Source organism: Pedobacter terrestris (assembly GCF_052343045.1).
Lineage (GTDB): Bacteria > Bacteroidota > Bacteroidia > Sphingobacteriales > Sphingobacteriaceae > Pedobacter.
The window spans coordinates 3,983,881-4,006,988 of sequence record NZ_CP180264.1; the positions used below are offsets into that span (position 1 = coordinate 3,983,881).

Consider the following 23,108-nt stretch of genomic DNA (forward strand, 5'->3'; position numbering starts at 1 on the left):
TGTTATTTTTCAAAATACGTTCTGGAAAGCTCTTCAAAAGAAGGAACGGTATTGTAATGCCATTTGTTAATGACAACGCCGTTTTTCATCAGTAAAATTCCCGGATTTGCGCGCACCATGCTTTTAAGCGGAACAGCATCAGCATAAAAAACTTCAGAAAAAATATTGTTCTTTTTTACAAATGCCCCTGCATCCTGCGCAGAATTAGAAGTCAGCAATACAGTTCTAATATTAAATTGTTGTGTAGCGTTAAGTGCCAAAGCATTTAGATTTCCAATTGCTTTTTCATTGGTATGGTTCAAATCATACGCAACAAAAATCAAACTGTAATATGGATTTTCTACAAGCTCTTTTGTATAATCTGTACCTGAAGCATCACTAATCACCAAATCTTTAATTTTCGGCTCAAAACCTTTTTTTACCAAACGTTTTGTTGGTTCACCTACTATTTCCCAATTTTCATCCTTCCAGATTTCCGTTTTGAGGTAATCTTTATCGCTCATATCTTTCTCATCTTTGGTTTTTTTATTTTTAAGATGATACATGATTTCAAACTCATCAGGTTTTTCTCCTGGAGGGATAACCATGAGCGAGGGAATATGTGCGCCAACTTTGTAAGGAAGAAAATCTACAATTGGTAAAAAATTGTAGGTATACAAACCAAATAACAATGAAACCAGTACAACGGCTATAGAAATTCCTCTTTGTGTAGATTCTTTACTAAAGAGCGGTGTGATGAGTTTTTTGTTGACGAAAATAAATATAATCAACAACAGTAGAATAACATCTTTACCAAATGATTGCCAAGGCGTTAGTGGAATTGCATCGCCAAAGCAACCGCAGCTGGTAACCACTTTAAATGCTGCAGAAATAAACGTAAGCAGTGTGAAAAATATGATGAGCAACAGAAGGCCCCAGGAAACTTTTTTGGCCCAAAAACCTAAAAGTAAAAGCGCGCCGAGTACAATTTCTAAAGTACAAAGCAAAATGGCAATTCCGGTTGCCATTCCACTGAGAAAATCCATATGGAAAACTTCAAAATATTCTTGAAGTTTATAGCCAAAGCCTAGGGGATCATTAGCTTTGATTAATCCTGAAAAAATAAATAAAATGCCTACAAATAATCTTGCAAAACCTAAGCCCCTAACTTTCATAACTATTTAACTCCCAATTTAATTAATGCAAATACTGAATAATTTAACATATCCTGATAATTGGCTTTTACGCCTTCTGATGCAAGGGTCTGCCCTTCATTGTCTTCAATTTGTTTTACACGGAAAATTTTCATGAGGATAAGATCTGTAAGCGAACTGATGCGCATATCTCTCCAGGCTTCTCCATAATCGTGATTTTTGGCAAACATTAAATCTTTTGTTTCCTGAACGCGCGCAGCAAAAATTTCTTTCACCTGGTCATAAGGAAGTTCATTCGGATCGTTAGCCGTAAGCTCAAGCTGCATCATCCCGATTACACAATAATTGACAATACCGATATATTCTGATGTTACATCTTCGCCCACTTTATTCACTTTAGTTTCTTCCAGAGTCCGGATGCGCTGCGCTTTGATGAAGATCTGATCGGTAATAGAACTGGGCCTTAAAATGCGCCAGGCTGTTCCATAATCTTTAGTTTTTTTTAAAAATAATGATCTGCAAATAGAGATCACTTCATCAAATTCTGTAGCGGTATTTGTTTGTGCCAAAGCCTGTATTTTATCTAGTTTTAATGTATTTTTGCCGTAAAAAGCGCGAAAGCTAAAGATACATTTTTATAGCGAAACCCAAATCCCGAAAGGGCGTATTATGTCAGAAAAAAACTTTTTTGCGGCCAGGCACACTTTAAATATCAAAGGGAAACTGATCGATTTGACCGAGGCCAAAGTAATGGCAATATTAAACATCACGCCAGATTCTTTTTACAGCAATAGCCGAACAGCAACACTGGATGACGCACTGACAAAAATCGAGAACTTTCTGAAAGATGGGGCAACATTTATTGATGTGGGCGGATATTCATCCCGGCCTGGCGCTAAAGATATCTCGGAAGAAGAAGAAATAGATCGGTTAATTCCGGTTATTGAAAAGATCTCTGCAGAATTTCCACAAGCTATCCTCTCCGTTGATACCTTCAGAGCCAGAGTCGCGGAAGAAACCATACATGCAGGCGCGCATATTATTAATGACATTGCCGCCGGAGATATGGATGATAAAATGCTTGAAACGGTAGGCAAACTACAAGTGCCTTATATTTTTATGCACATGCAGGGAACGCCACAAAACATGCAACAAAACCCCGTATATACCGATGTAACTTTAGACATTGTTGATTATTTTTCGAAAAAAATTAATGCCTTTAAGAAATTCCATATTCATGATCTAATACTTGATCCTGGTTTTGGCTTTGGGAAAACCATTGCACACAATTACAGCTTGCTTCAACAAATGGAAGCTTTCAAAATTTTCGAACTTCCAATACTTGTGGGGTTTTCCAGAAAAGGCATGATTTACAAAACCCTTGGTACAAATGCTGCAGAAGCCCTAAACGGAACTACAACTCTAAATACCATCGCCTTACAGAAAGGCGCAGGTATTTTACGTGTGCACGATGTAAAAGAGGCTGCAGAATGTGTAAAGTTGGTGCACAAATTAAACAATCCGGAGTTGTAGCAACACAACTTACAAGTAGTATTGATGAACATTTCTTATATTGTGGCTGATGAATGATTTTGATTTTGATTTCCTTAAAGTATCTGTTACAGACATCGTAGACATTGTTCTGGTAGCTCTGTTAATTTACTATGTCTATACCCTAATTCGCAATACTTTAGCTGTTAATCTGCTGGTAGGCATGTTTATTATAACCGTGTTTTACTGGGTAGTAAAAGGTTTGCACATGGAATTGCTTACCGCCATCATAGAGAAATTTATGAGTGTAGGCATCATTGCATTGATTGTAATTTTCCATCCGGAAATCAGGCGGTTTTTACTTCTGATTGGGAAGAATGCTTTCCTCCAAAAAAACAAAGCCTGGTGGGGATATCTTTTCGGCAGAAAAGAAATTGAACGCAATAACCTTGCACGCATTAAACCCATTATTGATGCTTGCAAAAGCATGAAAAAAACGCGTACAGGCGCTTTAATGGTTTTTGTTAAGTTTTATGACGAGCAATTTTTCGCCAATAGTTGTGAAGTTGTAGAGGCAAAAATTTCTAAAAGACTGCTGGAAAGTATTTTTCAGAAAAATAGTCCACTGCATGATGGTGCTGTAGTTATTTCGGAAAACCGTATAAAAAGCGCCAGCTGTATTTTGCCTTTAACTGATAATGATAAATTACCGCCACAATTTGGATTAAGACATAGAGCAGGTATTGGCGTTTCTGAAACTACTGATGCAGTTGCGGTAATTATATCAGAAGAAACCGGTGAGATTTCTTACGCTAAACAAGGGCGTGTTCGGATGAATGTTTCTTTCGGAGAGCTAGAGAAGCTCCTGAATAAAGATTTTTAGAAACATAGATTCAGGAGATTTAAAAAGATTACACTGATGCATGTTATTCATCAATGTAATCTAGTTATCTGTGTAACCTTACAATTAGCAATATTGTTCAAATGCACCGATTAAATTATCGGCAATCATTTGCGCCGGACGGCCTTCAATCTGATGACGTTCGATCATATGAACCAACTTACCATCTTTAAACAAAGCCATTGCCGGAGATGACGGTGGAAAAGGCATCATATAGCTTCTGGCTTTATCTACAGCGTCTTTTTCCATACCAGCGAAAACAGTAACCAATTTATCTGGATGTTTTTCATGTGCTGCTGCTGCTCTTGCTGCCGGACGTGCATTTGCCGCCGCACAACCACATACAGAATTCACTACAACAAATACGGTGCCTTCACCTTTAATTGCTGCATCTACTTCTTCCGCACTTTTCAGTTCTTCAAAACCTACGTTGGTCAATTCCTTACGCATTGGTTCTACTAAATATTCTGGATACATTATGTTGAGTTTTTTATTTACAATTTAACCGTACAAAAATAACAAAATCGAACGGCACAAACCGTTCGATTTATATTTTTAAGGTAAAATTATATTACTTACTTATTGAAGCCCTTTTTCCTGAAGGATTTGCTTCATAAGCTCAGGATCTTTCAATGCAGCGAATCCAAAAATTGCCAAACATGCAATTAATGCGATTAAATACAAGGCGCTTAAAATAACACCAATAATTCCGCAAACTTTACCTGCTTTTGCATTTTTGTAAGAAGATAAAGAATATTGATTGGGGTTTAAAACATATTGTTTGGAATCTTTACCACCCAAAACCCATGCAATTACACCCAATATCAATCCAAAAATACCGTAACAGCAACAAGCAGGAATTGATAAAATCCCTAAAACTAAAGCAATTGTTGCATTAGGAAGATTTTGTTGTCCGCCACCAAATGGCGCAAATGGAGCCGGCTGAAAAGGCGGTGGTGTTGTAGTCCCATCATTTACCGGAGGCGTTGCCGGAGTTTCATCCTTATTAAGGTTTATGGGTTGATTTTCTTGCGGAGTTTCTTGATTTTCAGACATGTTTAATTTTAGATAAATAGTTGGTGATTGTATATTTTGTAAATGTAATGGATTAGAATAATTGCCGCAATACCTGTAAAAAGGATTTTAATTAAGCGTGCGCCGAACAGAAAATCAAACTTCAGGTGTAGAATTGTGAACAAAAAAATAAATAGAATTGGCAAAGTTGCCGGATATAATTTGAATGATGAGATTACATCACCACGCAGAAGCGCCAACACAGAACGCTGCAAACCGCAACCCGGACAATCCATCCCGAAAGTTGCCTTTAGCGGGCAACTCAATAAGTGATGACTTAGCCAATCCAGGAAATTATTATGCTGATGGGACATCTAAATGGATAATGTGTTCTTGTTTATCTTTCCAAATTTTATACGCTTCCAAGTCTTTTACAACTTGTTTGTATACCAAATTTAGCACAAAAATATCGTCGATAAAGCCGAGTACGGGAATAAAATCTGGCACAACATCAACCGGAGAAAGAAAATAAACTAAACCACCCAAAATAGCAACGATCGACCGTTTTGGAATATGCGTATAATTGCCTGCAACATAATCCTTAGAAACAGCAAAAAGCAGCAATAGCTTTGCCCAAACCCCGTCAAGCTCACCTTTATTGCTAACAGCCTTTCCTAAAGCGTCTTTAATAGTTTTACTGGCTTTTGTTTTATCATTTAAAATTGCCGATGCTTTACTTTCAGACTTTCTAAAATAATCCAAAATTCTTTTTCTATCCACTTTCATAGTTAATGCTTTACAAATTAACGGCCAAAAGTATCGTAATTGTCTTCAGCGTATTTAATAAAGCGGTCTATCAGTTTTACATTTTTGTTCTCAATAGCGGTTAAATCATTATCTACATTTCTTGAAATCGGCACATACCACTCAATCGGTTCAAAAAATGCTCTGTATGTATCTTTTGTAAACGCATAGCCGTGGCGCGCAAAAATGGTATTTTTAATAATCTGCAAATCCAGTTTACGTAGGTTTTTTAGTTCTGCTTCATTTAGTAAACTTTTAGAAGCATTAAGTTCGAAAATGGCTTTTGAGGCACTTCTGAAAAAAGTATTGCTCGTAGTGTCTACTTTTCCGTCGTCTAAAGTATCCAATTGTTCTTTTACGGCATGTTCGCTCCAATCAACATAACTCCATTCGCTTGGCAGCATCAAATCTGGGTTATACACAAACTTTCGTTTCAATAATTTGAATACTTTTTTGGGATTGGGCATTTTAGTATTGTAGGCATTCCACTCCCCTTTTAAGGTATCTCCATTCAATTCAAATTCAAAACGCCCGTCGTTTTCCTTTTTTCCTGTTGCATCTAAAACGAAAGAAATTTTAGTTCCATCTTCGTTCATTTTCCCAATTAACGGACGATTGCTTCCCAAAACTATACTTTGCGCGATAACCGTATCTTTTGTGATTTTTTTAATGATGAGGTTTAATTTCTTGACATAGTCATAATCGCCACCTTCAAAACCCTCAGCGTCATAATCGACAAAATCACCTACCCAAAATCCGTAAAGTTCTGTATGAATTTCTGGCTGTGCGATAGTCTCTTGGTGGTTTTCTGCATTTTTTTTCCCGGTATCTTTACAAGAGTATAAGGCCAGAGACACGAGAGAGATTAATAAGATGTTTTTCATAGCGTTGATTGTTTTTTAATGATCCATTCTGCAATAAGTAAATTGGGTATCCAACCTAACCAAGCGATGATTTGATACACATCCATTGGCGCCGGATGAAATAAATATACTAAAATTACTTTCCAGAGGCGTAACGTGATTGCCGATAGTGCGAGCGCAAAACTCCTGTACATAAATGCTTTGTGTGCTGTAAAATTTCTTTCGAGAGCTCTTTGCACTGCTTTAAGCGTAAACCAAAACCAGAGCATGCCAAGCAACATGAAAGAAATTTTGGCGAACAAACCACCGTTGGCATAATACCCGATAAATATGCCAGAAGGTGCAGCAAATAATACAACAACGATGGCGTACAAATATCCCAAAAACCGATGCAATTTGGGGTAACGAGACAATACCGAGGTATTAAACTGACTAAAACCAGCCAACAGAACAAAAATGGCGGTGTACACATGGAGATAAAAAACCGGGAGATAAAGGCTTACCTGTGTAACCTCTGTTTGTTTAATTTGCAGAAACGATGCTGTTTCTGATGTTGGAATATACTTTATCGTAATTTGAAGCATCAGCAAGAAGAAGAATGCGAAAATCACGAGCAAAAAAAAGCGAATGTAATTAGAGCGCTTGTCCACATCCCGCTATTTTATTTGAATAATTTTTTATTCTCTTATCTATAAAGGCAAAAGAAATAGAAAAGGTTGAAAGAATTGAAGCAAACAGATTTTTCACGAGCGTTGGTTCTATATGATTAGCTTGCGTTCATCATCTCCAGAATATCATCTACATATTTACGTTCATTGGCCAATCTTGGCACTTTGTGCTGTCCGCCCAATTTACCTTTTGCTTTTAGCCAATTGTAAAAAGTATTACAAGGTGCAACATGTACAGTTGGACGAGCTAATGCCATATTCTTAAACCGTTTTGCATCGTAGTCTGAATTTACTTCTCGTAAAGTTTGATCCATGACGTCTATAAACTTCTCAAAATCATCAGGATGCTTATCAAATTCAATAATCCACTCGTGGCCACCGGCGTCTTCGCCTTTAAAGTAAATCGGGCAAGCGGTGTAATCCTTAATCTCTGCAGAGGTTTCCATACACGCACGTGTAAGTGCCTGCTCTGCATTATCGATAATGACTTCTTCGCCAAAAGCATTGATAAAATGTTTGGTACGCCCGGTAATTTTGATTCGATATGGGGCAAGTGATGTGAACTGAATGGTATCGCCAATCATGTAACGCCACAAACCGCCGTTGGTAGAAATGACGATTGCATAGTTTTTATTCAGCTCTACCTCTCCAAGCAACAATGCTTTCGGATTTTCATCGCCAATGTTTTCAAGTGGAACAAATTCGTAAAAAATTCCATAATCCAGCATGAGCAGCATTTCTTCTGAATCGTCCTGATCCTGAATGCCGAAAAAGCCTTCAGAAGCATTATACGTTTCCAGATAATACATGTATGGCGTTGGTATAAGCTGCTTAAACTGTTCCCGGTAAGGCCCGAAGTTAACTGCACCATGAATGTAAATCTCCAGATTTGGCCAAACCTCTAAAAGATGCTTTTTGCCCGTAATTTCCAACACTTTTTTGGCCAAAACAATTGTCCATGTAGGCACTCCGGAAATACTGGTTACATTTTCATGAATAGTAGCTTCGGCCATTCTATCCATTTTAATTTCATAATTATCCATCAGGGCGATAGACATATCTGGTGTTCGGTAAAACTCTGCCCAAATAGGCAGGTTTTTGATGAGTACGGCAGATAAATCACCATAAAAACAATCTTCATTTAATTGATTTACCTGATGACTGCCGCCCAAAACCAAACCTTTTCCGGTAAACATTTGATTTCCGGGGCGGTTGTTGCAATAAATAGACAACATATCTTTGCCGCCTTTAAAGTGGCATTCTTCCAGACTTTCTTGCGAAACCGGAATGAATTTACTTCTATCGCTGGTTGTTCCGGATGATTTTGCAAACCATTTAATATCCGATGGCCACAAAATATTCTGTTCGCCATTGAGCATACGCTCTATATATGGTTTTAAGGTATCATAATTCTGAATAGGCACCCGTTCCTGATATTGTTGTACAGTAATAATGGTTTTGTATTCATACTTCTTTCCCCATTCTGTATTTTCGGCACTATCAATTAATGTGTGAAACCATTCCTGCTGAACATCATGCGGATATTTCATAAAAAGCTCAATCTGGTGAATGCGCTTTTTCATGAGCCAGGTAAATATTGAGTTTACAATTGCCATGGATGGATGTTAAACGTCAAATTTCTTACGTTTCAAAACAAAGTTTGAGCCGAGGTACACTTTTCTAACCATTTCATTTTCTGCCAGCACTTCCGGAACACCTTGTTCCAGAATTTTACCTTCAAAAAGCAAATACGCACGATCTGTGATAGACAGTGTTTCCTGCACATTGTGATCAGTAATGAGAATACCGATATTCTTATGTTTTAGCTTGGCTACAATACTTTGAATTTCTTCTACCGCAATTGGATCTACACCGGCAAACGGTTCATCTAAAAGAATAAAATTTGGGTTTGCCGCTAATGCACGCGCAATTTCCGTTCTACGGCGTTCGCCACCAGAAAGTAAATCGCCTCTGTTTTTACGTACTTTGTGTAAGCTAAATTCGTTAATCAATTCTTCTAACTTATCTTTTTGCTCTGCCTTACTCATATTGCTCATTTCCAGAATAGACAAAATATTGTCTTCTACGGTAAGCTTACGAAATACAGAGGCTTCTTGCGCCAGATAACCAATGCCTTTTTGCGCACGGCGATACATAGCATCTTCAGTAATGTTTTCTTCTTCAAGAAAAATCTGGCCTTCATTGGGTTTAATCAAACCTACAATCATATAAAATGACGTTGTTTTCCCGGCGCCATTTGGGCCAAGTAAGCCAACAATTTCGCCCTGACTTACATTAAAGGAGACATCGTTCACTACAGTGCGTTGCTTGTATTTTTTAACCAGATTTTCGGCTCTTAATATCATATTATGATTTAAAAAACAGTTTGATTTAGTATTATATCGCATCAGCAAGTAAACTCCCTGATGCCTTAAGTTGTTGCCATTATAGACAAATGTCTTATTGGCTTTTAGCTGTCTTTAGCTAATTTTATCGCTTTAATATTCAGTTGCAAACGTCGCTTTTCCCGCCATACATTTTCTTCTATCGTATAACAAACAGAAAAGGGAACTTTTGGTTGCAAAAGATTTTCAAATTCAGAAAGCCCGAAAGCAATGCCTTCAAAAATAGGCGAATTTTGTTGTTTTATATTAATTTTTAAATGATTTGTACCTACCACAGCTGCACGTTGTGCCAGAAATACATTGCGTGTAATAAACACCGGCGCCATATTTTCTGGTCCAAATGGTCCCATTTGAGATAAAATTCTGAAGAATTTTCCATCAATCTGAGCGAGATCAATTTCTGCATCAATTTTGATCATCGGCGTAAGCAATTCTTCTGTAATGGTAGAAGATACAATTTCTTCAAATTTATTGGCAAAAGCCTCTACATTGTGTTGCTGCATGGTTAATCCGGCGGCAAACTTATGCCCGCCGTATTGATCCAGCAAATCTGCACAACCGCTTAATGCTTCATACAAATCAAAACCCAAAACAGAACGGCATGAGCCTGCTACATGTCCGTTTGATTTGGTTAGAACAATGGTTGGGCGATAATATTTTTCGGTTAATCTCGATGCAACAATACCAATTACGCCTTTATGCCAGTTTTCATTAAAGACAACGGTTGTTTTTTTATTGATCAGGATTTCGCTATCGCCAATTAAAGCAAGCGCTTCTCTGGTAATATCCTGATCATATGTTTTTCGTTCAGTATTCTTCAGATTAATGGATTCGCTTTGTTCCAGCGAGTTGCTATTTTCTTCGCACAACAACATCGCAACAGCATGTTTTGCATGATCTATACGCCCGGCGGCATTAATACGCGGGCCTAAAGAAAATACGACATCAGTAAGTGTATAATTGTCTTTTTTGCCAGATATTTCCATCAAAGCACGAAGTCCTTCACAAGGATTAGTATTTAATTTCTTGAGTCCATAATGCGCCAAAATGCGATTTTCGCCAACTACAGGCACAATATCTGCGGCGATACTAACCATTACTAAATCCAGAAATTGCAAGTAGGTATCATCCGGCAAATAATTTTTTTGCGCATAAGCCTGTGCCAATTTAAAACCAATACCGCAACCTGCAAGTTCTTTGAAAGGGTATTCGCAATCATTCCTTTTTGGATCGAGAATGGCAATAGCCTGGGGCAATTCATCGCCCGGCAAATGGTGGTCACAAATAATAAAATCGATTCCAAAACCATTGGCATATTCAATCTTATCTATAGATTTTATTCCACAATCCAGCGCAATGATTAATGAAAATCCATTTTCGCGGGCATAATCAATTCCGGTGCTTGAAATGCCATAACCTTCCAGATAACGATCTGGAATATAGTATTCGATATTTTTAGTTAAACGAGAAAAAAAACTAAAAGCTAATGCTACAGAAGTTGTACCATCTACATCATAATCTCCGTAAATCAGAATTTTTTCATCGCCGGCAAGCGCCTTCTCTATACGGGAAATGGCCAGATCCATATCTTTCATTAAGAAAGGATCGTGTAAGTGTGTTAAATCCGGACGAAAAAAATACCTGGCTTGTTCAAAATCACAAATTCCGCGCTGCACCAATATTTGCGCCAGGGCACGGTCTATATTGAGTTGTTCTGAAATTGCATCTATTGTATCTTCATTGCACGTTGGTGCAAGCACCCATCTTTTTTCCATTATTCTATCTCCGAACAGTAAATATACAGTTTAATTGCATATTTGATAAAATATGCGCCTCTGCCGCGTTGGGGGCAAATGTTTTTTGTACTTAAACAGAATGTTTGCAGAATAACTATTTATCTGATTTTCATTTGCTATTGCCCGGATATTGGGAAAAAAGCGCCAATAAATATTCTTTCTGTTTGCTGTACAATGGATCATCAACCAGATTAACACGTTCGGATGGATCCCAGGAAAGATTGAATAATTCTACCTGTTCTTTTTCGTCTGTTTTTGTTACGCGAAGTTTCCAATCTCCGTCTTTTACACCTTCCAAAACGTAGTTGTGGTAATAAATAGGTTTATGTTTTCCGGTATATTTTGAATTGGTTAACAGTTCTGAAACAGATTCTCCATCCAATACTCTATCCGGAAGCGGAGATTTTGTCCAGTCAGATAATGTTGGCAATATATCTAAATTGGAAAAAGGTTTTAGAAACTGATCGTTTTTCAGCGTATGGTTTTTCCAATATACGATAAAAGGAACGCGGTGGCCGCCCTCATAAGAAATCGCTTTAGAACCTCTGAATATTCCGGCAGAACCAATGTGATAAAACTTTGTTACTCCATCATCATACATTCTTTGCGGGGCATTTATCCACGGCCCGTTATCACTGGTAAAAATAAAAATGGTATTATCGGCTTCGCCAGCAGCAATTACAGCTTGCCATACTTTGGCCAAACTGGCATCCATATCTTCAATCACATCACCAAGCGGGCCGCCGGCAGAAGGTTTTGCTCTATTTTTCTGCGCAGCAAATGCAACTGGTAAATGTGGCATATTTTGAGCCAGATACAAGAAAAAGGGTTTCTTTTGTTTGGTACTGTTTTCAATAAATTTAATTGCCTCACGCTCGTAAGATTTGATCAAAATACTGTCTTGCGGTTTATAAACTTCTGGTTTTTCATTGCGGAAAATCTTAATCACAGAATCTGTTTTTACGTAAGGCGCACGATAATCGTGGCTGTACAACATCCCGTAAAACTGATCGAAACCTTTTTTATTGGGTAATGATTCACCGTGATCACCTAAATGCCATTTCCCTACCAACGCAGTGATATAACCCGTTTTTTTAAGCATCTGAGCGATGGTAACTTCTTCTACAGGGATTCCGCGTGTATCGCCAGGACCAATTGGCCGTGGCAAGTCCATTCTGCTACAGTACCTTCCGGTTAGTAAAGACGCGCGAGATGGCGTGCAGGTTGGCGATGTATTTACAAAGTTGGTCGCCTTTACTCCGGAATTAGCCATTTTATCTAAAAAGGGCGTATGAATTAATGGATTTCCATAGCTGGAAATATCACTATACCCCAAATCATCTGCCAATACAAGTATTACATTTGGTTGTTTTTGGGCTTTCGCAGCAGTAAACATCAATATGCTGATAACGAAAAGGAAGTGCAATTTTTTCATTCAAGTATTTTTAAGCAATTTAGTCATCCTGTGTTAAAATAGCATACCAAAGCCCGATTTTAAGAAACCGTTTACATAAATAGATTGTTAACTTTGCAATAAATATTAAATGACTATACTTTGCAAGTTTATACATTATTTGAAGGTACCTACTCTGTAGATGCGAGTAAGAAATTTATTCCTTTTGATTCTTCAATACATAGTTTTAAAGATCGGCCGGCATCATTATTTATTAATGTACAGCCATTTTTGGTAGAATTGAAAAATGACCTGATCCTTTTTGATACAGGTTTGGGATTTAGTGACGATCATGGGGAACTGATTTTGCATAAAAACATCCGGAATGTAGGTTTCGATCCAACGGATGTAACTCAAGTTCTAATGTCTCACTTACATTATGACCATTCTGGCGGGATGGTACACCAAAATGGAGATAAAATGGAAGTAAGTTTCCCCGATGCAGAATATGTGATTAACCGAGGCGAGTGGGAAACGGCTTTTAGCAGCACCTCATCTTCTTATAGAACAGATATTTTTGAGTTTTTACAACGCAATGCACAATTAAATTTTATTGAAGGAGATGGTTCTCTCACAGAATCCATTCAGTTTGAATTTACTGGTGCACATTGCCCAAACCATCAGGTGTTTTTGCTTTCAGAGGACAAACAAAAAATATTTTTCGGTGGCGATGTTTTGCCTGAACCTGAAGAATTGATTAAAAATTTTATTGCTAAATACGATTTTGATGGCCGCAAAGCGATGGAGTTGCGGAAAGAGTTTGGCAAACGAGCGGCAGAGGAAAATTGGGAGTGTTTATTCTATCACGGCAAAAGTGCTTCTATCGGTTTTATAGAAGAAGTTGACGGTGGTTTTAAAATTAGGTAAGTTTCTTTTTCCTATATAACGCGCACAACTGCTGTAATCACAGAAAACGAAATCACTCACTCCAAACCGCAGGGCGCACAAGAAAACGCTGAGTTGGAGGCGCAACTTTAGAAAAAGTCTCAGTGCACCTGTGTGTAAAACTCGGCGATCTCAGTGGTAAAACTAAAAAGCCCCGACAAATGTCGAGGCTTGTAACTTATACAGTTCCCATCTGGGAAAAGAGTTTCTAGTTAATTATTTTTTAGCAACCAATTTAACGGCAATTTCAAACTCGTCGTTAATTGCTTTGTCGCCAATGCTGTCAAAGAAAGATTTAGAACCGTATTTAATATCATATTTAGTTCTGTCCACAACAATTTTACCTGCCAACGCAGTTACTGTACCATCTGTACCAACAGTCACAGTAGCCGGGAAAGTTATAGGTTTAGTAATTCCTTTGATCGTTAAGTTACCTGCAACAGTTGCATTAGCACCAGAACCTGTAACTTTAGTAATTACGAAAGTTGAAGTAGGGAATTTTGCAGTTCCGAAGAAATCATCTGCTTTTAAGTGACCTTCTAATTTTTCGCTTCCGTCTGCATCTTTAATGCTGTTCATGTCAATCACAAATGTACCACCAGTTACATTTTTTCCATCAACATTTATTGAACCTGATTTCAAAGCAATTGTACCATTGTGCGATCCGGTTACTTTTTTACCAATCCAGGTAACAGTTGATTTTGCAACATCTACAGTATACGTTACTGGTTTAGTAGGGTTTTTAAAAGCTGACAAAGCAACTACAGCTACTAATAAAAAAATTGAGCTAATTTTTAATTTCATTTTCTAGTTTTTTAAAATTGTGATACAAATATATATCAAGGAAAGATCAGTTGTTGTTGACCTATGTTAACTTTTTTCAAAATAAGTTAGCGTATCGGTTTAAATCGTTGAATGATCATTTTATGAATCGATTTAAGAGCTTCTTGTTGGCGTTTTGCAAACAATTTTGAAACAGATGTGTACTATTTTATGAATTGCGCATACATGTCCGAAGATCAGTTAACTCAAAACAATGAACAAATTTTTATCAACGTTATTATTTCTACTTATTTCATTTGCTTCATTTGCCCAATTTACAGATAGCACCCAATATAGAATACAAGCAACAGTTGGCGGAAATATTAACCGCACAGATGAGTCTAAAACTTACCTATTGAATAACGCTCTTAAATTTGGAATTGGGAAAAAACGTTTTGCACTAAACCTAAATGCTGGCTGGCTTTATGGAAACCAAGATGACAATTTAACCAATAATGATGTAAATACCACGCTCGATTTTAACCTTTACCATAGCGATTCGCGCAGTTTTTACTATTGGGGGCTAGGAAATTATCTGAGCAGCTATTCTTTAAATATCAAAAATCAAGGTCAGTTGGGCGCTGGGGTTGCTTATAGCTTTATAGATACAGACAAAAATTACCTGAACGTTAGCAACGGAATTTTATTTGAATTGACCAACCGTTTGATCAATGATTCCATTTCTGAAGAATATACCACCTTTAGAAATTCTTTCCGTATATCATTTAAATGGACACCTAAAGAGTTTATAGTATTATCCGGAATGGGCATGATTCAAAATTCACTTCAATACAAAGATGATTACATTTTGAAAGCAAATTCTGCCATTACTTTCAAGGTGTTTAAAACATTGGGTTTAACGTCTGCATTAACCTATAATCGCTTTAGTGAAACCAGACGCGAGAATTTTCTTTTAACATACGGCCTCACCTTTGAAAAATACTTCTGATTAGATTTATCGGCAATAAATCCACAAAAAAAGGTTTAAGACTTTCTGCCACGTACTTGCAAAAAGCCTTAAACCTTAGATATTTATTTTAGACCGTTTTAAGGAACGATCTCTTCAAGATAACTTTCTATCGGAGGACAAGCACAAATCAATGAACGATCGCCGTGACTGTCATTTACACGTCCAACAGATGGCCAGAACTTACGTTCTAACACATATGGAAGTGGGAACGCCGCAGTTTGACGGCTATAGGAATGTTCCCAATCATTTGCAGTAATTACTGAAACTGTGTGTGGCGCATTTTTTAAAGGATTATCAAGTTTATCCAATGTACCGTTTTCTACTTCAGAAATTTCTTTTTTGATGGCAATTAATGCATCACAGAAACGATCCAATTCATGTTTAGGCTCAGACTCTGTAGGTTCTACCATCAAAGTACCTGCAACCGGGAATGAAACCGTTGGCGCGTGGAAACCGTAATCCATTAAACGTTTTGCAATATCTGTAACTTCAATTCCAAAAGCTTTGAATGATCGACAATCCAGAATCATTTCATGTGCGCAACGCCCTTGAGCACCAGAATACAACACCGGATAATGTTGCTCTAAACGCGCTTTCATGTAGTTCGCATTTAAGATTGCATATTTGGTTGCATTCGTTAAACCTTCGCTACCCATCATGGCAATATATGCGTGAGAAATAATTAAGATTGATGCAGAACCCCAAGGTGCAGAAGAAACTGCAGAGATTGATTTTCCTTTATCAATATCTACTACAGCATGACCTGGAAGGTAAGGAACCAAATGTTTTGCAACACCAATCGGACCCATACCCGGACCGCCACCACCATGTGGAATACAGAAAGTTTTGTGCAGGTTTAAGTGACAAACATCGGCACCAATATTCGCCGGGCTGGTTAAACCAACCTGAGCATTCATATTTGCACCGTCCATATATACTTGTCCGCCGTTGGCATGAATAATTTCGCAAATCTCTATAATGCTTTCCTCAAATACACCATGTGTTGAGGGGTAAGTAACCATTAAACAAGATAAATTATCCTTATGTAATTCGGCTTTTGCTTTTAAATCTTCAACATCAATGTTTCCATTTTCTAAAGATTTAACTACAACAATTTTCATATCGGCCATGGCTGCAGAAGCCGGATTTGTTCCATGTGCAGAAGCCGGAATTAAAGCAACGTTACGATGGAAATCGCCTCTATCCTGATGATATGCACGAATAACCATTAAACCAGCATATTCGCCCTGCGCACCAGCATTTGGCTGCAAACTCATTGCGGCGAAACCAGTAATTTCACTTAACCATTTATCCAGTTCGTTAAAAACAGAATAATAACCCAAAACCTGGTCTGTTGGTGCAAATGGATGAATACGACCAAAATGCGACCACGTAACCGGGATCATTTCTGCCGTTGCATTCAATTTCATGGTACAACTGCCCAAAGCAATCATAGAATGGCAAAGTGAAAGATCTTTTGCTTCTAATGATTTAATGTAACGCAACATTTCATGTTCTGAATGGTGCGAATTAAAAATTGGGTGTGTTAAATATGCAGATGTACGTTGCAAAGCAGCAGGAATTACCGTTTCTACGTTTTCTACAACTTCAACCTGATCGCCGGCAAAACCTTTTGCTCTTGCAAAAATTTTCGCAATTAAAGTAATGTCCTCAAAAGTGGTTGTTTCATCAATAGAAATACTTACGGTATTGTCTACATAATTCAGGTTTAATTCATTGTCTAAACAATATGCATGAATACCACCTTTTAAATGGCCTAAATCAAATCGAATGGTATCAAAATATGCCGAATTTAGTTGCTCATAACCCAGATTCGTTAAAGTAGAGGCTAAACTTACGGCCAAACCGTGTGTACGTTCTGCAATTGCTTTTAACCCTTTTGGACCGTGATACGCAGCATAAAAACCAGCCATAATAGCCAATAAAGCTTGAGCCGTACAAATATTTGACGTGGCTTTATCTCTGCGGATATGTTGCTCACGTGTTTGCAAAGCCATACGCAAAGCATAATCGCCATGACTATCAATTGTAACACCGATAATTCTTCCGGGGATTGAGCGTTTATACTCGTCTTTAGTTGCGAAAAAAGCCGCATGCGGCCCGCCAAAACCCATCGGAATACCGAAACGTTGTGTTGTACCAACAACAATATCTGCACCCCATTCGCCCGGAGGCGTTAACAATGTTAAGCTCAGAATATCTGCCGCAACAGTTAGTTTAATATTTTTTGCATGTAAATTTGCTGCAAAATCTTTATAGTCGAAAACCTGACCATTACCAGCCGGATATTGTACAATAGCACCAAAAAATTCATCTGTAGCTACAAATTCCAGGTGATTGCCAATTACGAGCTCAATACCGTAAGGATTTGCACGTGTTTTTAGAATATCAATAGTCTGTGCAAACAACAATTCAGAAACAAAAAATTTCTTCGCTGTTTGCGTTTTACGCGTACTGTATTGCATAAACATTGCTTCTGCAGCTGCCGTACCTTCATCTAAAAGTGAAGCGTTAGCAATTTCCATTCCGGTTAAATCAATCACCATCGTCTGGAAATTCAAAAGAGCCTGCAAACGACCTTGTGCAATTTCTGCCTGATATGGCGTGTATTGTGTATACCATCCGGGATTTTCAAAAACGTTACGCAAAATTACACCTGGCGTAATGGTATCATAATAACCCTGTCCGATAAAGCTTTTGAAAACTTTGTTCAATAATGAAGTCTGTTTTAAAGCACCGAGATATTCAGTTTCTGATTTTGCTGCAGGCAAGTTCAAAGGTTGTTTTAAACGAATGGCCTGTGGTACAGTTTGCTCAATTAACTCGTCGATAGAATTTACGCCAACGGTATGCAACATTTCTGCGGTATCCGCTTCATTCGGCGCAATATGACGGTTTTGAAAATCTTCCTTGTAATGGATATTTAAGCTCATGCGGTATGAATAATAAATTTGCGCAAAGGTAACAAAATCGCAAAGATTTTACGGCATGAAAATCATCACATAAAGTCATATTTTAAGTGCAGAACAAACTGTAAAACCTATGTTTTTAGTAGAATAAATGGATTGTTGGTTATAGCCAAATTTGACTTGAGCGCTGTACAAAGAATCCTGAAAATATCCAAACTGATTGTTCGAACTAAATGGCGACGTTCATGATTAACCAGAAAAATTTTCGGAAAAGCAAAATCAGCATAAAAATTAACGTGTGCTCCCGTTATCCGATCTATCTTTTGGCAGAAAAAACAAAAAATATACCGCTTCTACCGGGTTTGGTTACCCAAACCTGTACGATAAAACTATTTCCGCACTTTCCAGCCCTCGTCTTTATTCAGCTTCAGTTTATATGTTTTGGTAATGAAACTACTGTTTTGATCTGCTTTTTTATCAAAAGGCTCAAAATCGGTATCCACTTTTTTAAGTGTAACTGTAACTTTTGCCGTTGTAGAATTTACTTGCGAGAAATCTACCGGTTTTTCATCCGCTAGTAAATATTCGACAACTTTTACGGTGGCTTTATCTTTTTCTACCTTTAAAACCAATGGCCTGGCCAAATCTGTTAAGGCAATTTGATACACATAACTGCTGTCTTTTGAAAGGAATTTCTTTTTGGCTTCTTTCAGATTTAGTGTAATCAAACCCTTGGTTGCTAATGTTTTGTATTTACCAAGTTCAAATAAATCATTTGTGCTGCTAAATTTAATCTCTCCAAAATCAAACCGACTGGTTTTATATTCTGGATTAGCTTTCAGAAAATCGGTAATTACTTCTCCCGCCTCATCCTGATTTATGCTTGTTTTGCTTTTGCAAGCGGCAAGTCCTATAAATGCAATTGCCAGTATATAAAGTTTAATGTGTTTCATCTGAATATGTTTTATGCTTTTAAAGATATTTAATTTTAGTTTAACCGCAAATGCACTTTACTGTTTGATTCAGAATGTATTTTTAATTGATATTTGATTAGCAAACTAAACTATCGCCGACTTAAATATTTCAGGTTTGGCAAAATCATCGCCGATAGAATTACGGCTACACCAAGCCAGCGCAAGACTGAAACCTGTTCATGCAAAACAAATCCGGCCATCATTACTGCAACAGGCAATTCTGCAGCACTTAATATGGAACTTAATGCCGTTCCTACCCGCGGTACGCCTTCTGCATAAAACAGCGGTGGGATAACCGTTCCAAATATTGCGATGATTAATCCCCATTTTAATAAACTGCCCAATAATGCACCATTTACTAAAAATACAGGCGGGAAAAGGATAAAAATAAGTAAACATGCACCGCTAATCATTAATGCACTTTTTTGTAAAGGCGGATATTCTGTACCAATTTTTCCGCTCAGCATCAGAAAACCAGCATAAGAAACAGCTGCCAGTAAGCCAAAACCGATGCCTTTAACATTAATATCGCCAATACTGGTTTCTAACATTCCACTGGCCAAAATCGTTCCGCCAAGTACCAAAAAAATCGCAAGAAACTGCAAGGCAGTTGGCTTTTTGCCGAAAATGAAAAAATCCATTAAAATACTCATCCAAATAAATTGCATCAATAAAATAATAGCAACGGAATTTGGAACCAACTTAACACTCTGATAGTAAAAAATACTTACCAAACCGGTACATACGCCAGCCAAAACCAATTTCCACCAAGGTGTGATCCGTTTTATATTTCTGGCCTTATGTTGTTTTGTTCTGCGTTGAAAAAGGTATAAAACCCAAAGAATTACTGCGCCAAAAAAAGCCTGAACGCCAGTTACATCGGCTAATGTATACCCTTCATGATAAGCAAGTTTGACAAAAGTAGACAAAATGCCAAAACTGCATGCGCCTAAAAAAACGAGGATAATTCCTTTTAACATATATAGGGATAAAAAGCTCAAAGCGGAGAGGTTAAAGCTTTTATCTTTGAGCTTTGAGCGCTTTCTGCTTGTTTAAACCAATTGCGCCAAATATTTTTGAATAGTCGTTTCCAATCCTAAATACAAAGCATCACTAACCAATGCATGCCCGATAGAGACTTCCAGTAAACCTGGAATACTTTGTGCAAAATAATGCAGGTTATGTAAATCCAAATCGTGCCCTGCATTAATCCCTAACTTTAGTTCATTTGCTTTATGTGCCGCTGCGATATAACTGACAATGGCTTTCTCCCGATCTGCAAAATAATTGTGCGCATATGCCTCGGTATATAATTCAATACGATCGGTTCCGGTTTCAGCAGCATGTTCTACCATCTCCACTATTGGATCAACAAATATAGACACACGGATGCCTGCATTTTGAAAAACAGCAACCATCTCTTTTAAATAGTCTTTATGTTTATTGGTATCCCAACCGTGGTTAGATGTAATTTGCCCTTCTGCATCGGGCACCAGCGTTACCTGAGCGGGGGCATTTGCCAAAACAAGATCTACAAATTTCTCTTCGCGGCAGTTTCCTTCAATATTAAACTCAGTAGAAATGGCCGCTTTCAGATCATAAACATCCTGATAGCGGATATGTCTTTCATCTGGCCGCGGATGAACAGTTATTCCCTGCGCACCAAATTTTTCGCAGTCTAACGCAACCTTTACCAGATCTGGATTATTGCCGCCTCTGCTGTTTCGCAACGTGGCAATTTTATTGATGTTAACCGATAACTTTGTCATGCAGCAAAGATATAGCTTTGCGCTTCTTAATCCAGCGTCTTTCCTAAAATTGACTTTTTTATCTCATATTTGTCTCGCAAATGAAGTTAAAAGAAACCACCACCTACAAAATTTTAATCGCTGCAGTTATTGCTGTTAGTACCATTGCATTGTTTGGCGGAATCATGGAGCCAGACTCATCTTTATACGCCTCTATTGCCAAAAACATGGTTTTGAGAAACGACTGGGGCAACTTATATGTACGCGGATTAAACTGGCTGGATAAGCCACATTTAACTTTCTGGATAGCTGCTGCTTTCTTTAAGTTATTCGGAATTACAGCTTTTGCCTATAAGCTGGCTTCATTTTTATTCGGTTTAATTGGCGCGTGGTATACTTATAAATTGGCAAAATCTATTTACGATGAGAAAGTTGGATTACTTGGTGCATTATTATTTTTAAGCGGTTTACATGTACTTGTATCCACTTTTGATGTTCGTGCCGAAATCTATATCACCACATTTACACTGGCTTCAATTTATCATTATTATAAAGCACAACATTCGTCTATTCGCCACATCGTCATCGGATCTTTTTTTGCCGCATGCGCAATTATGATTAAAGGCATATTTGTTTTAGTAACCATTTTGGGCGGAATAATATTGTATTGGCTTTTCACCAAACAGTGGAAACAGTTTCTTAAACCAAAATGGTGGCTGGCATTTTTACTGATATTTATCTTTATCCTTCCGGAGTTGTACACGCTGTACGTACAATTTGATCTGCATCCAGAACGCATGATATTTGGCAAAACCAATGTGTCTGGCATAAAATTTTTCTTTTGGGATAGCCAGTTCGGGCGGTTCTTTAACAATGGCCCGATTAAGGGAAAAGGCGACTTAACTTTTTTTCTGCATACAACATTGTGGGCATTTTTACCTTGGTCTGTTTTGTTTTATGCCGCAATTGCAAACCTATTTAAAAGAAGTAACAGAGCGAAACATCCAAACGAAAGCATCATCATCTGGGCGAGTGCAGCAGTTACATTTTTGATGTTTTCCTTATCTAAATTTCAGCTTCCTCATTATATATTGATTATTCTACCACAGTTTGCCATTGTAACCGCCTTATACATCCGTAATCTAAATGCAAGCCAAATCAAAATATTTACGATTATCCAAAACATAACTTTTTTTCTTGTAGCCGCCTTACTTACGGCCGTGGCAATCTATTTTAACTTTGAGGCAAAGTATATTGCAATTGCATTCATTTGGTTGGTTTTAGGCGCTGCATTTTATCTTTTTAAAGGCGTAATACTAGAAACGATGATTGCGCGAAGCGCGATGATTTCTGTTGCCTTGATGATTTTCCTTTCGGGATTCTTTTATCCGGCAGCATTAAAATATGAATCTGGTATGCAAGCCGGAATCTGGTTAAAAGACCACTATCCACAATCTAAAGCCGCAGTATTGATGCATGGTGAAGCCTTTTCTTTTGACTTTTATGCGCAAGGAGAGCCAAGCTATTTCTGGAGCCATGACGAATTGGAAAAATTTGCTTTACCAAAAAACACCATACTTTACGCACCCGAAGCAGAAGTGGAATACCTAAAACAAAAATACAACGGTACCGTGCTGAAATCTTTTGAATATTTCCATCTGACTAAATTGACACCAAAATTTTTAAATGTTAAAACCAGAAATGAGGTTTTAGAACGTTATTACCTTGTAAAAATAAACTAACATGGAACTGATTTTCCGCATTTTAAAATTTGGATTAACCGGACTTCTCGGAATGGCAATAGATTTCGGTGCAACCTGGTTGTTTAAAGAGAAAATCAAAATAAATAAGTACCTGGCAAATGCGGTGGGTTTCTGCTTAGCGGTGACGAACAATTATGTGATTAACCGGATCTGGACTTTTGAAAGTACAAACAGCCATTGGGGCGCTGAATTTACAAAATTTGTAATTGTAAGTCTTGTAGGGTTAGGTTTAAATACATTCATCATTTACCTTTTCCATCAACGTAAAAATGGAACCAATTTCTATGTTGCTAAATTCTTTGCAATCGTCATTGTATTCGTATGGAACTTCCTGGCAAATATGTTTTTCACATTTAAGTGAAGTGCTTATCAAGTCACGTTTTTACCAATAAAATAAAAGACAACCAGCCAGATTAATCCCTTAATCAGGAAGAACAAAAAGCCGATCAGCCCTACCCTTTTAAACCATAATTTAACTTTTTCTTTAT

The 23,108-nt window shown here is 37.6% G+C and carries 23 protein-coding genes; 6 read left to right on the top strand and 17 right to left on the bottom strand.

Annotated features, from left to right (window positions below; genetic code table 11):
- Nucleotides 1–2 precede the first annotated feature (2 nt).
- Together ACJVDH_RS16855 and ACJVDH_RS16860 are read right to left on the bottom strand one after the other, a co-directional pair.
- Nucleotides 3–1,154, bottom strand: coding sequence for a BT_3928 family protein (locus ACJVDH_RS16855; RefSeq protein ID WP_443944575.1), 1,152 nt, complete (start codon nucleotides 1,152–1,154; stop codon nucleotides 3–5).
- Between the two features lie 2 nt (nucleotides 1,155–1,156).
- Nucleotides 1,157–1,702 (bottom strand): DUF1599 domain-containing protein, encoded by a 546-nt coding sequence (locus ACJVDH_RS16860; RefSeq protein WP_443944576.1) that lies wholly within the window; start codon nucleotides 1,700–1,702, stop codon nucleotides 1,157–1,159.
- Nucleotides 1,703–1,802: 100 nt separating this feature from the next.
- Between ACJVDH_RS16860 and folP the strand changes: the two genes are divergently transcribed.
- Entirely contained in the window at nucleotides 1,803–2,666 is an 864-nt protein-coding gene (gene folP, locus ACJVDH_RS16865) for a dihydropteroate synthase (protein WP_443944577.1), read from the top strand.
- A 49-nt stretch (nucleotides 2,667–2,715) separates the two neighbouring features.
- Nucleotides 2,716–3,507 carry a diadenylate cyclase CdaA gene (cdaA, locus tag ACJVDH_RS16870; protein WP_443944578.1) on the top strand — a complete coding sequence of 264 codons (792 nt, stop codon included), beginning with the start codon at nucleotides 2,716–2,718 and terminating at the stop codon, nucleotides 3,505–3,507.
- Nucleotides 3,508–3,591: 84 nt separating this feature from the next.
- On the opposite strand, the gene ACJVDH_RS16875 is transcribed toward cdaA, so the two are convergent.
- From ACJVDH_RS16875 to ACJVDH_RS16920, 10 genes are all read right to left on the bottom strand, one after another.
- Nucleotides 3,592–4,002, bottom strand: coding sequence for a BrxA/BrxB family bacilliredoxin (locus ACJVDH_RS16875; protein WP_443944579.1), 411 nt, complete (start codon nucleotides 4,000–4,002; stop codon nucleotides 3,592–3,594).
- A gap of 102 nt (nucleotides 4,003–4,104) precedes the next feature.
- On the bottom strand, nucleotides 4,105–4,581 hold the full coding sequence (locus ACJVDH_RS16880) for a CCC motif membrane protein (RefSeq protein WP_443944580.1): 477 nt from the start codon (nucleotides 4,579–4,581) through the stop codon (nucleotides 4,105–4,107).
- Between the two features lie 8 nt (nucleotides 4,582–4,589).
- Nucleotides 4,590–4,913, bottom strand: coding sequence for a DUF2752 domain-containing protein (locus ACJVDH_RS16885; protein WP_443944581.1), 324 nt, complete (start codon nucleotides 4,911–4,913; stop codon nucleotides 4,590–4,592).
- Nucleotides 4,897–5,325: a YkvA family protein gene (locus tag ACJVDH_RS16890; RefSeq protein ID WP_443944582.1), complete on the bottom strand. Its 429-nt coding sequence runs from the start codon at nucleotides 5,323–5,325 to the stop codon at nucleotides 4,897–4,899. Before ACJVDH_RS16890 ends, ACJVDH_RS16885 begins: the two co-directional genes overlap by 17 nt.
- Before the next feature lie 17 nt (nucleotides 5,326–5,342).
- Nucleotides 5,343–6,227, bottom strand: a complete 885-nt coding sequence (locus tag ACJVDH_RS16895) for a YARHG domain-containing protein (RefSeq protein ID WP_443944583.1) — start codon at nucleotides 6,225–6,227, stop codon at nucleotides 5,343–5,345.
- A complete protein-coding gene (locus ACJVDH_RS16900; protein ID WP_443944584.1) occupies nucleotides 6,224–6,856 on the bottom strand; it encodes a DUF2306 domain-containing protein in 633 nt (210 codons plus the stop codon). The genes ACJVDH_RS16895 and ACJVDH_RS16900 overlap by 4 nt, the downstream gene beginning before the upstream one ends.
- 116 nt (nucleotides 6,857–6,972) lie before the next feature.
- Nucleotides 6,973–8,490 (bottom strand): GH3 auxin-responsive promoter family protein, encoded by a 1,518-nt coding sequence (locus tag ACJVDH_RS16905; RefSeq protein ID WP_443944585.1) that lies wholly within the window; start codon nucleotides 8,488–8,490, stop codon nucleotides 6,973–6,975.
- Nucleotides 8,491–8,499: 9 nt separating this feature from the next.
- Entirely contained in the window at nucleotides 8,500–9,240 is a 741-nt protein-coding gene (gene lptB / locus ACJVDH_RS16910) for an LPS export ABC transporter ATP-binding protein (protein ID WP_443944586.1), read from the bottom strand.
- Between the two features lie 104 nt (nucleotides 9,241–9,344).
- Entirely contained in the window at nucleotides 9,345–11,054 is a 1,710-nt protein-coding gene (recJ, locus tag ACJVDH_RS16915; RefSeq protein ID WP_443944587.1) for a single-stranded-DNA-specific exonuclease RecJ, read from the bottom strand.
- 130 nt (nucleotides 11,055–11,184) lie between these two features.
- Entirely contained in the window at nucleotides 11,185–12,510 is a 1,326-nt protein-coding gene (locus tag ACJVDH_RS16920; protein WP_443944588.1) for a sulfatase-like hydrolase/transferase, read from the bottom strand.
- 120 nt (nucleotides 12,511–12,630) lie between these two features.
- Here ACJVDH_RS16920 and ACJVDH_RS16925 point away from each other — a divergent pair, with 120 nt between their 5' ends.
- Nucleotides 12,631–13,395, top strand: coding sequence for an MBL fold metallo-hydrolase (locus tag ACJVDH_RS16925; protein WP_443944589.1), 765 nt, complete (start codon nucleotides 12,631–12,633; stop codon nucleotides 13,393–13,395).
- 234 nt (nucleotides 13,396–13,629) lie between these two features.
- Here the strand turns inward: ACJVDH_RS16925 and ACJVDH_RS16930 are convergent, their stop codons facing one another.
- The gene (locus tag ACJVDH_RS16930; protein WP_443944590.1) at nucleotides 13,630–14,217 is read right to left on the bottom strand and encodes a YceI family protein; all 588 of its coding nucleotides are present in this window, start codon (nucleotides 14,215–14,217) and stop codon (nucleotides 13,630–13,632) included.
- Between the two features lie 232 nt (nucleotides 14,218–14,449).
- Between ACJVDH_RS16930 and ACJVDH_RS16935 the strand changes: the two genes are divergently transcribed.
- Entirely contained in the window at nucleotides 14,450–15,184 is a 735-nt protein-coding gene (locus ACJVDH_RS16935; RefSeq protein WP_443944591.1) for a DUF481 domain-containing protein, read from the top strand.
- Between the two features lie 98 nt (nucleotides 15,185–15,282).
- Here the strand turns inward: ACJVDH_RS16935 and gcvP are convergent, their stop codons facing one another.
- The 4 genes from gcvP to ACJVDH_RS16955 form a co-directional block, all read right to left on the bottom strand.
- Nucleotides 15,283–18,159: an aminomethyl-transferring glycine dehydrogenase gene (gene gcvP, locus ACJVDH_RS16940; protein ID WP_443944592.1), complete on the bottom strand. Its 2,877-nt coding sequence runs from the start codon at nucleotides 18,157–18,159 to the stop codon at nucleotides 15,283–15,285.
- 365 nt (nucleotides 18,160–18,524) lie between these two features.
- Nucleotides 18,525–19,088 (bottom strand): hypothetical protein, encoded by a 564-nt coding sequence (locus ACJVDH_RS16945; RefSeq protein ID WP_443944593.1) that lies wholly within the window; start codon nucleotides 19,086–19,088, stop codon nucleotides 18,525–18,527.
- A 110-nt stretch (nucleotides 19,089–19,198) separates the two neighbouring features.
- Nucleotides 19,199–20,089, bottom strand: a complete 891-nt coding sequence (locus tag ACJVDH_RS16950; RefSeq protein ID WP_443944594.1) for an EamA family transporter — start codon at nucleotides 20,087–20,089, stop codon at nucleotides 19,199–19,201.
- Between the two features lie 72 nt (nucleotides 20,090–20,161).
- Complete coding sequence (locus tag ACJVDH_RS16955; protein WP_443944595.1) at nucleotides 20,162–20,878, bottom strand: pyridoxine 5'-phosphate synthase; 717 nt, start codon at nucleotides 20,876–20,878, stop codon at nucleotides 20,162–20,164.
- Between the two features lie 80 nt (nucleotides 20,879–20,958).
- On the opposite strand from ACJVDH_RS16955, the gene ACJVDH_RS16960 reads away from it, so the two are divergent.
- Complete coding sequence (locus ACJVDH_RS16960) at nucleotides 20,959–22,599, top strand: ArnT family glycosyltransferase (RefSeq protein WP_443944596.1); 1,641 nt, start codon at nucleotides 20,959–20,961, stop codon at nucleotides 22,597–22,599.
- A gap of 1 nt (nucleotide 22,600) precedes the next feature.
- Nucleotides 22,601–22,981, top strand: coding sequence for a GtrA family protein (locus ACJVDH_RS16965; protein ID WP_443944597.1), 381 nt, complete (start codon nucleotides 22,601–22,603; stop codon nucleotides 22,979–22,981).
- Nucleotides 22,982–23,108: the final 127 nt, after the last annotated feature.

Coding starts and splice junctions, on each gene's coding strand:
- ACJVDH_RS16855 (WP_443944575.1), bottom strand. CDS start 1,154: ATGAAAGTTAGGGGCTTAGGTTTTGCAAGATTATTTGTAGGCATTTTA.
- folP (WP_443944577.1), top strand. CDS start 1,803: ATGTCAGAAAAAAACTTTTTTGCGGCCAGGCACACTTTAAATATCAAA.
- cdaA (WP_443944578.1), top strand. CDS start 2,716: ATGAATGATTTTGATTTTGATTTCCTTAAAGTATCTGTTACAGACATC.
- ACJVDH_RS16875 (WP_443944579.1), bottom strand. CDS start 4,002: ATGTATCCAGAATATTTAGTAGAACCAATGCGTAAGGAATTGACCAAC.
- ACJVDH_RS16880 (WP_443944580.1), bottom strand. CDS start 4,581: ATGTCTGAAAATCAAGAAACTCCGCAAGAAAATCAACCCATAAACCTT.
- ACJVDH_RS16885 (WP_443944581.1), bottom strand. CDS start 4,913: ATGTCCCATCAGCATAATAATTTCCTGGATTGGCTAAGTCATCACTTA.
- ACJVDH_RS16890 (WP_443944582.1), bottom strand. CDS start 5,325: ATGAAAGTGGATAGAAAAAGAATTTTGGATTATTTTAGAAAGTCTGAA.
- ACJVDH_RS16895 (WP_443944583.1), bottom strand. CDS start 6,227: ATGAAAAACATCTTATTAATCTCTCTCGTGTCTCTGGCCTTATACTCT.
- ACJVDH_RS16905 (WP_443944585.1), bottom strand. CDS start 8,490: ATGGCAATTGTAAACTCAATATTTACCTGGCTCATGAAAAAGCGCATT.
- lptB (WP_443944586.1), bottom strand. CDS start 9,240: ATGATATTAAGAGCCGAAAATCTGGTTAAAAAATACAAGCAACGCACT.
- recJ (WP_443944587.1), bottom strand. CDS start 11,054: ATGGAAAAAAGATGGGTGCTTGCACCAACGTGCAATGAAGATACAATA.
- ACJVDH_RS16920 (WP_443944588.1), bottom strand. CDS start 12,510: ATGAAAAAATTGCACTTCCTTTTCGTTATCAGCATATTGATGTTTACT.
- ACJVDH_RS16930 (WP_443944590.1), bottom strand. CDS start 14,217: ATGAAATTAAAAATTAGCTCAATTTTTTTATTAGTAGCTGTAGTTGCT.
- ACJVDH_RS16935 (WP_443944591.1), top strand. CDS start 14,450: ATGAACAAATTTTTATCAACGTTATTATTTCTACTTATTTCATTTGCT.
- gcvP (WP_443944592.1), bottom strand. CDS start 18,159: ATGAGCTTAAATATCCATTACAAGGAAGATTTTCAAAACCGTCATATT.
- ACJVDH_RS16945 (WP_443944593.1), bottom strand. CDS start 19,088: ATGAAACACATTAAACTTTATATACTGGCAATTGCATTTATAGGACTT.
- ACJVDH_RS16950 (WP_443944594.1), bottom strand. CDS start 20,089: ATGTTAAAAGGAATTATCCTCGTTTTTTTAGGCGCATGCAGTTTTGGC.
- ACJVDH_RS16955 (WP_443944595.1), bottom strand. CDS start 20,878: ATGACAAAGTTATCGGTTAACATCAATAAAATTGCCACGTTGCGAAAC.
- ACJVDH_RS16960 (WP_443944596.1), top strand. CDS start 20,959: ATGAAGTTAAAAGAAACCACCACCTACAAAATTTTAATCGCTGCAGTT.
- ACJVDH_RS16965 (WP_443944597.1), top strand. CDS start 22,601: ATGGAACTGATTTTCCGCATTTTAAAATTTGGATTAACCGGACTTCTC.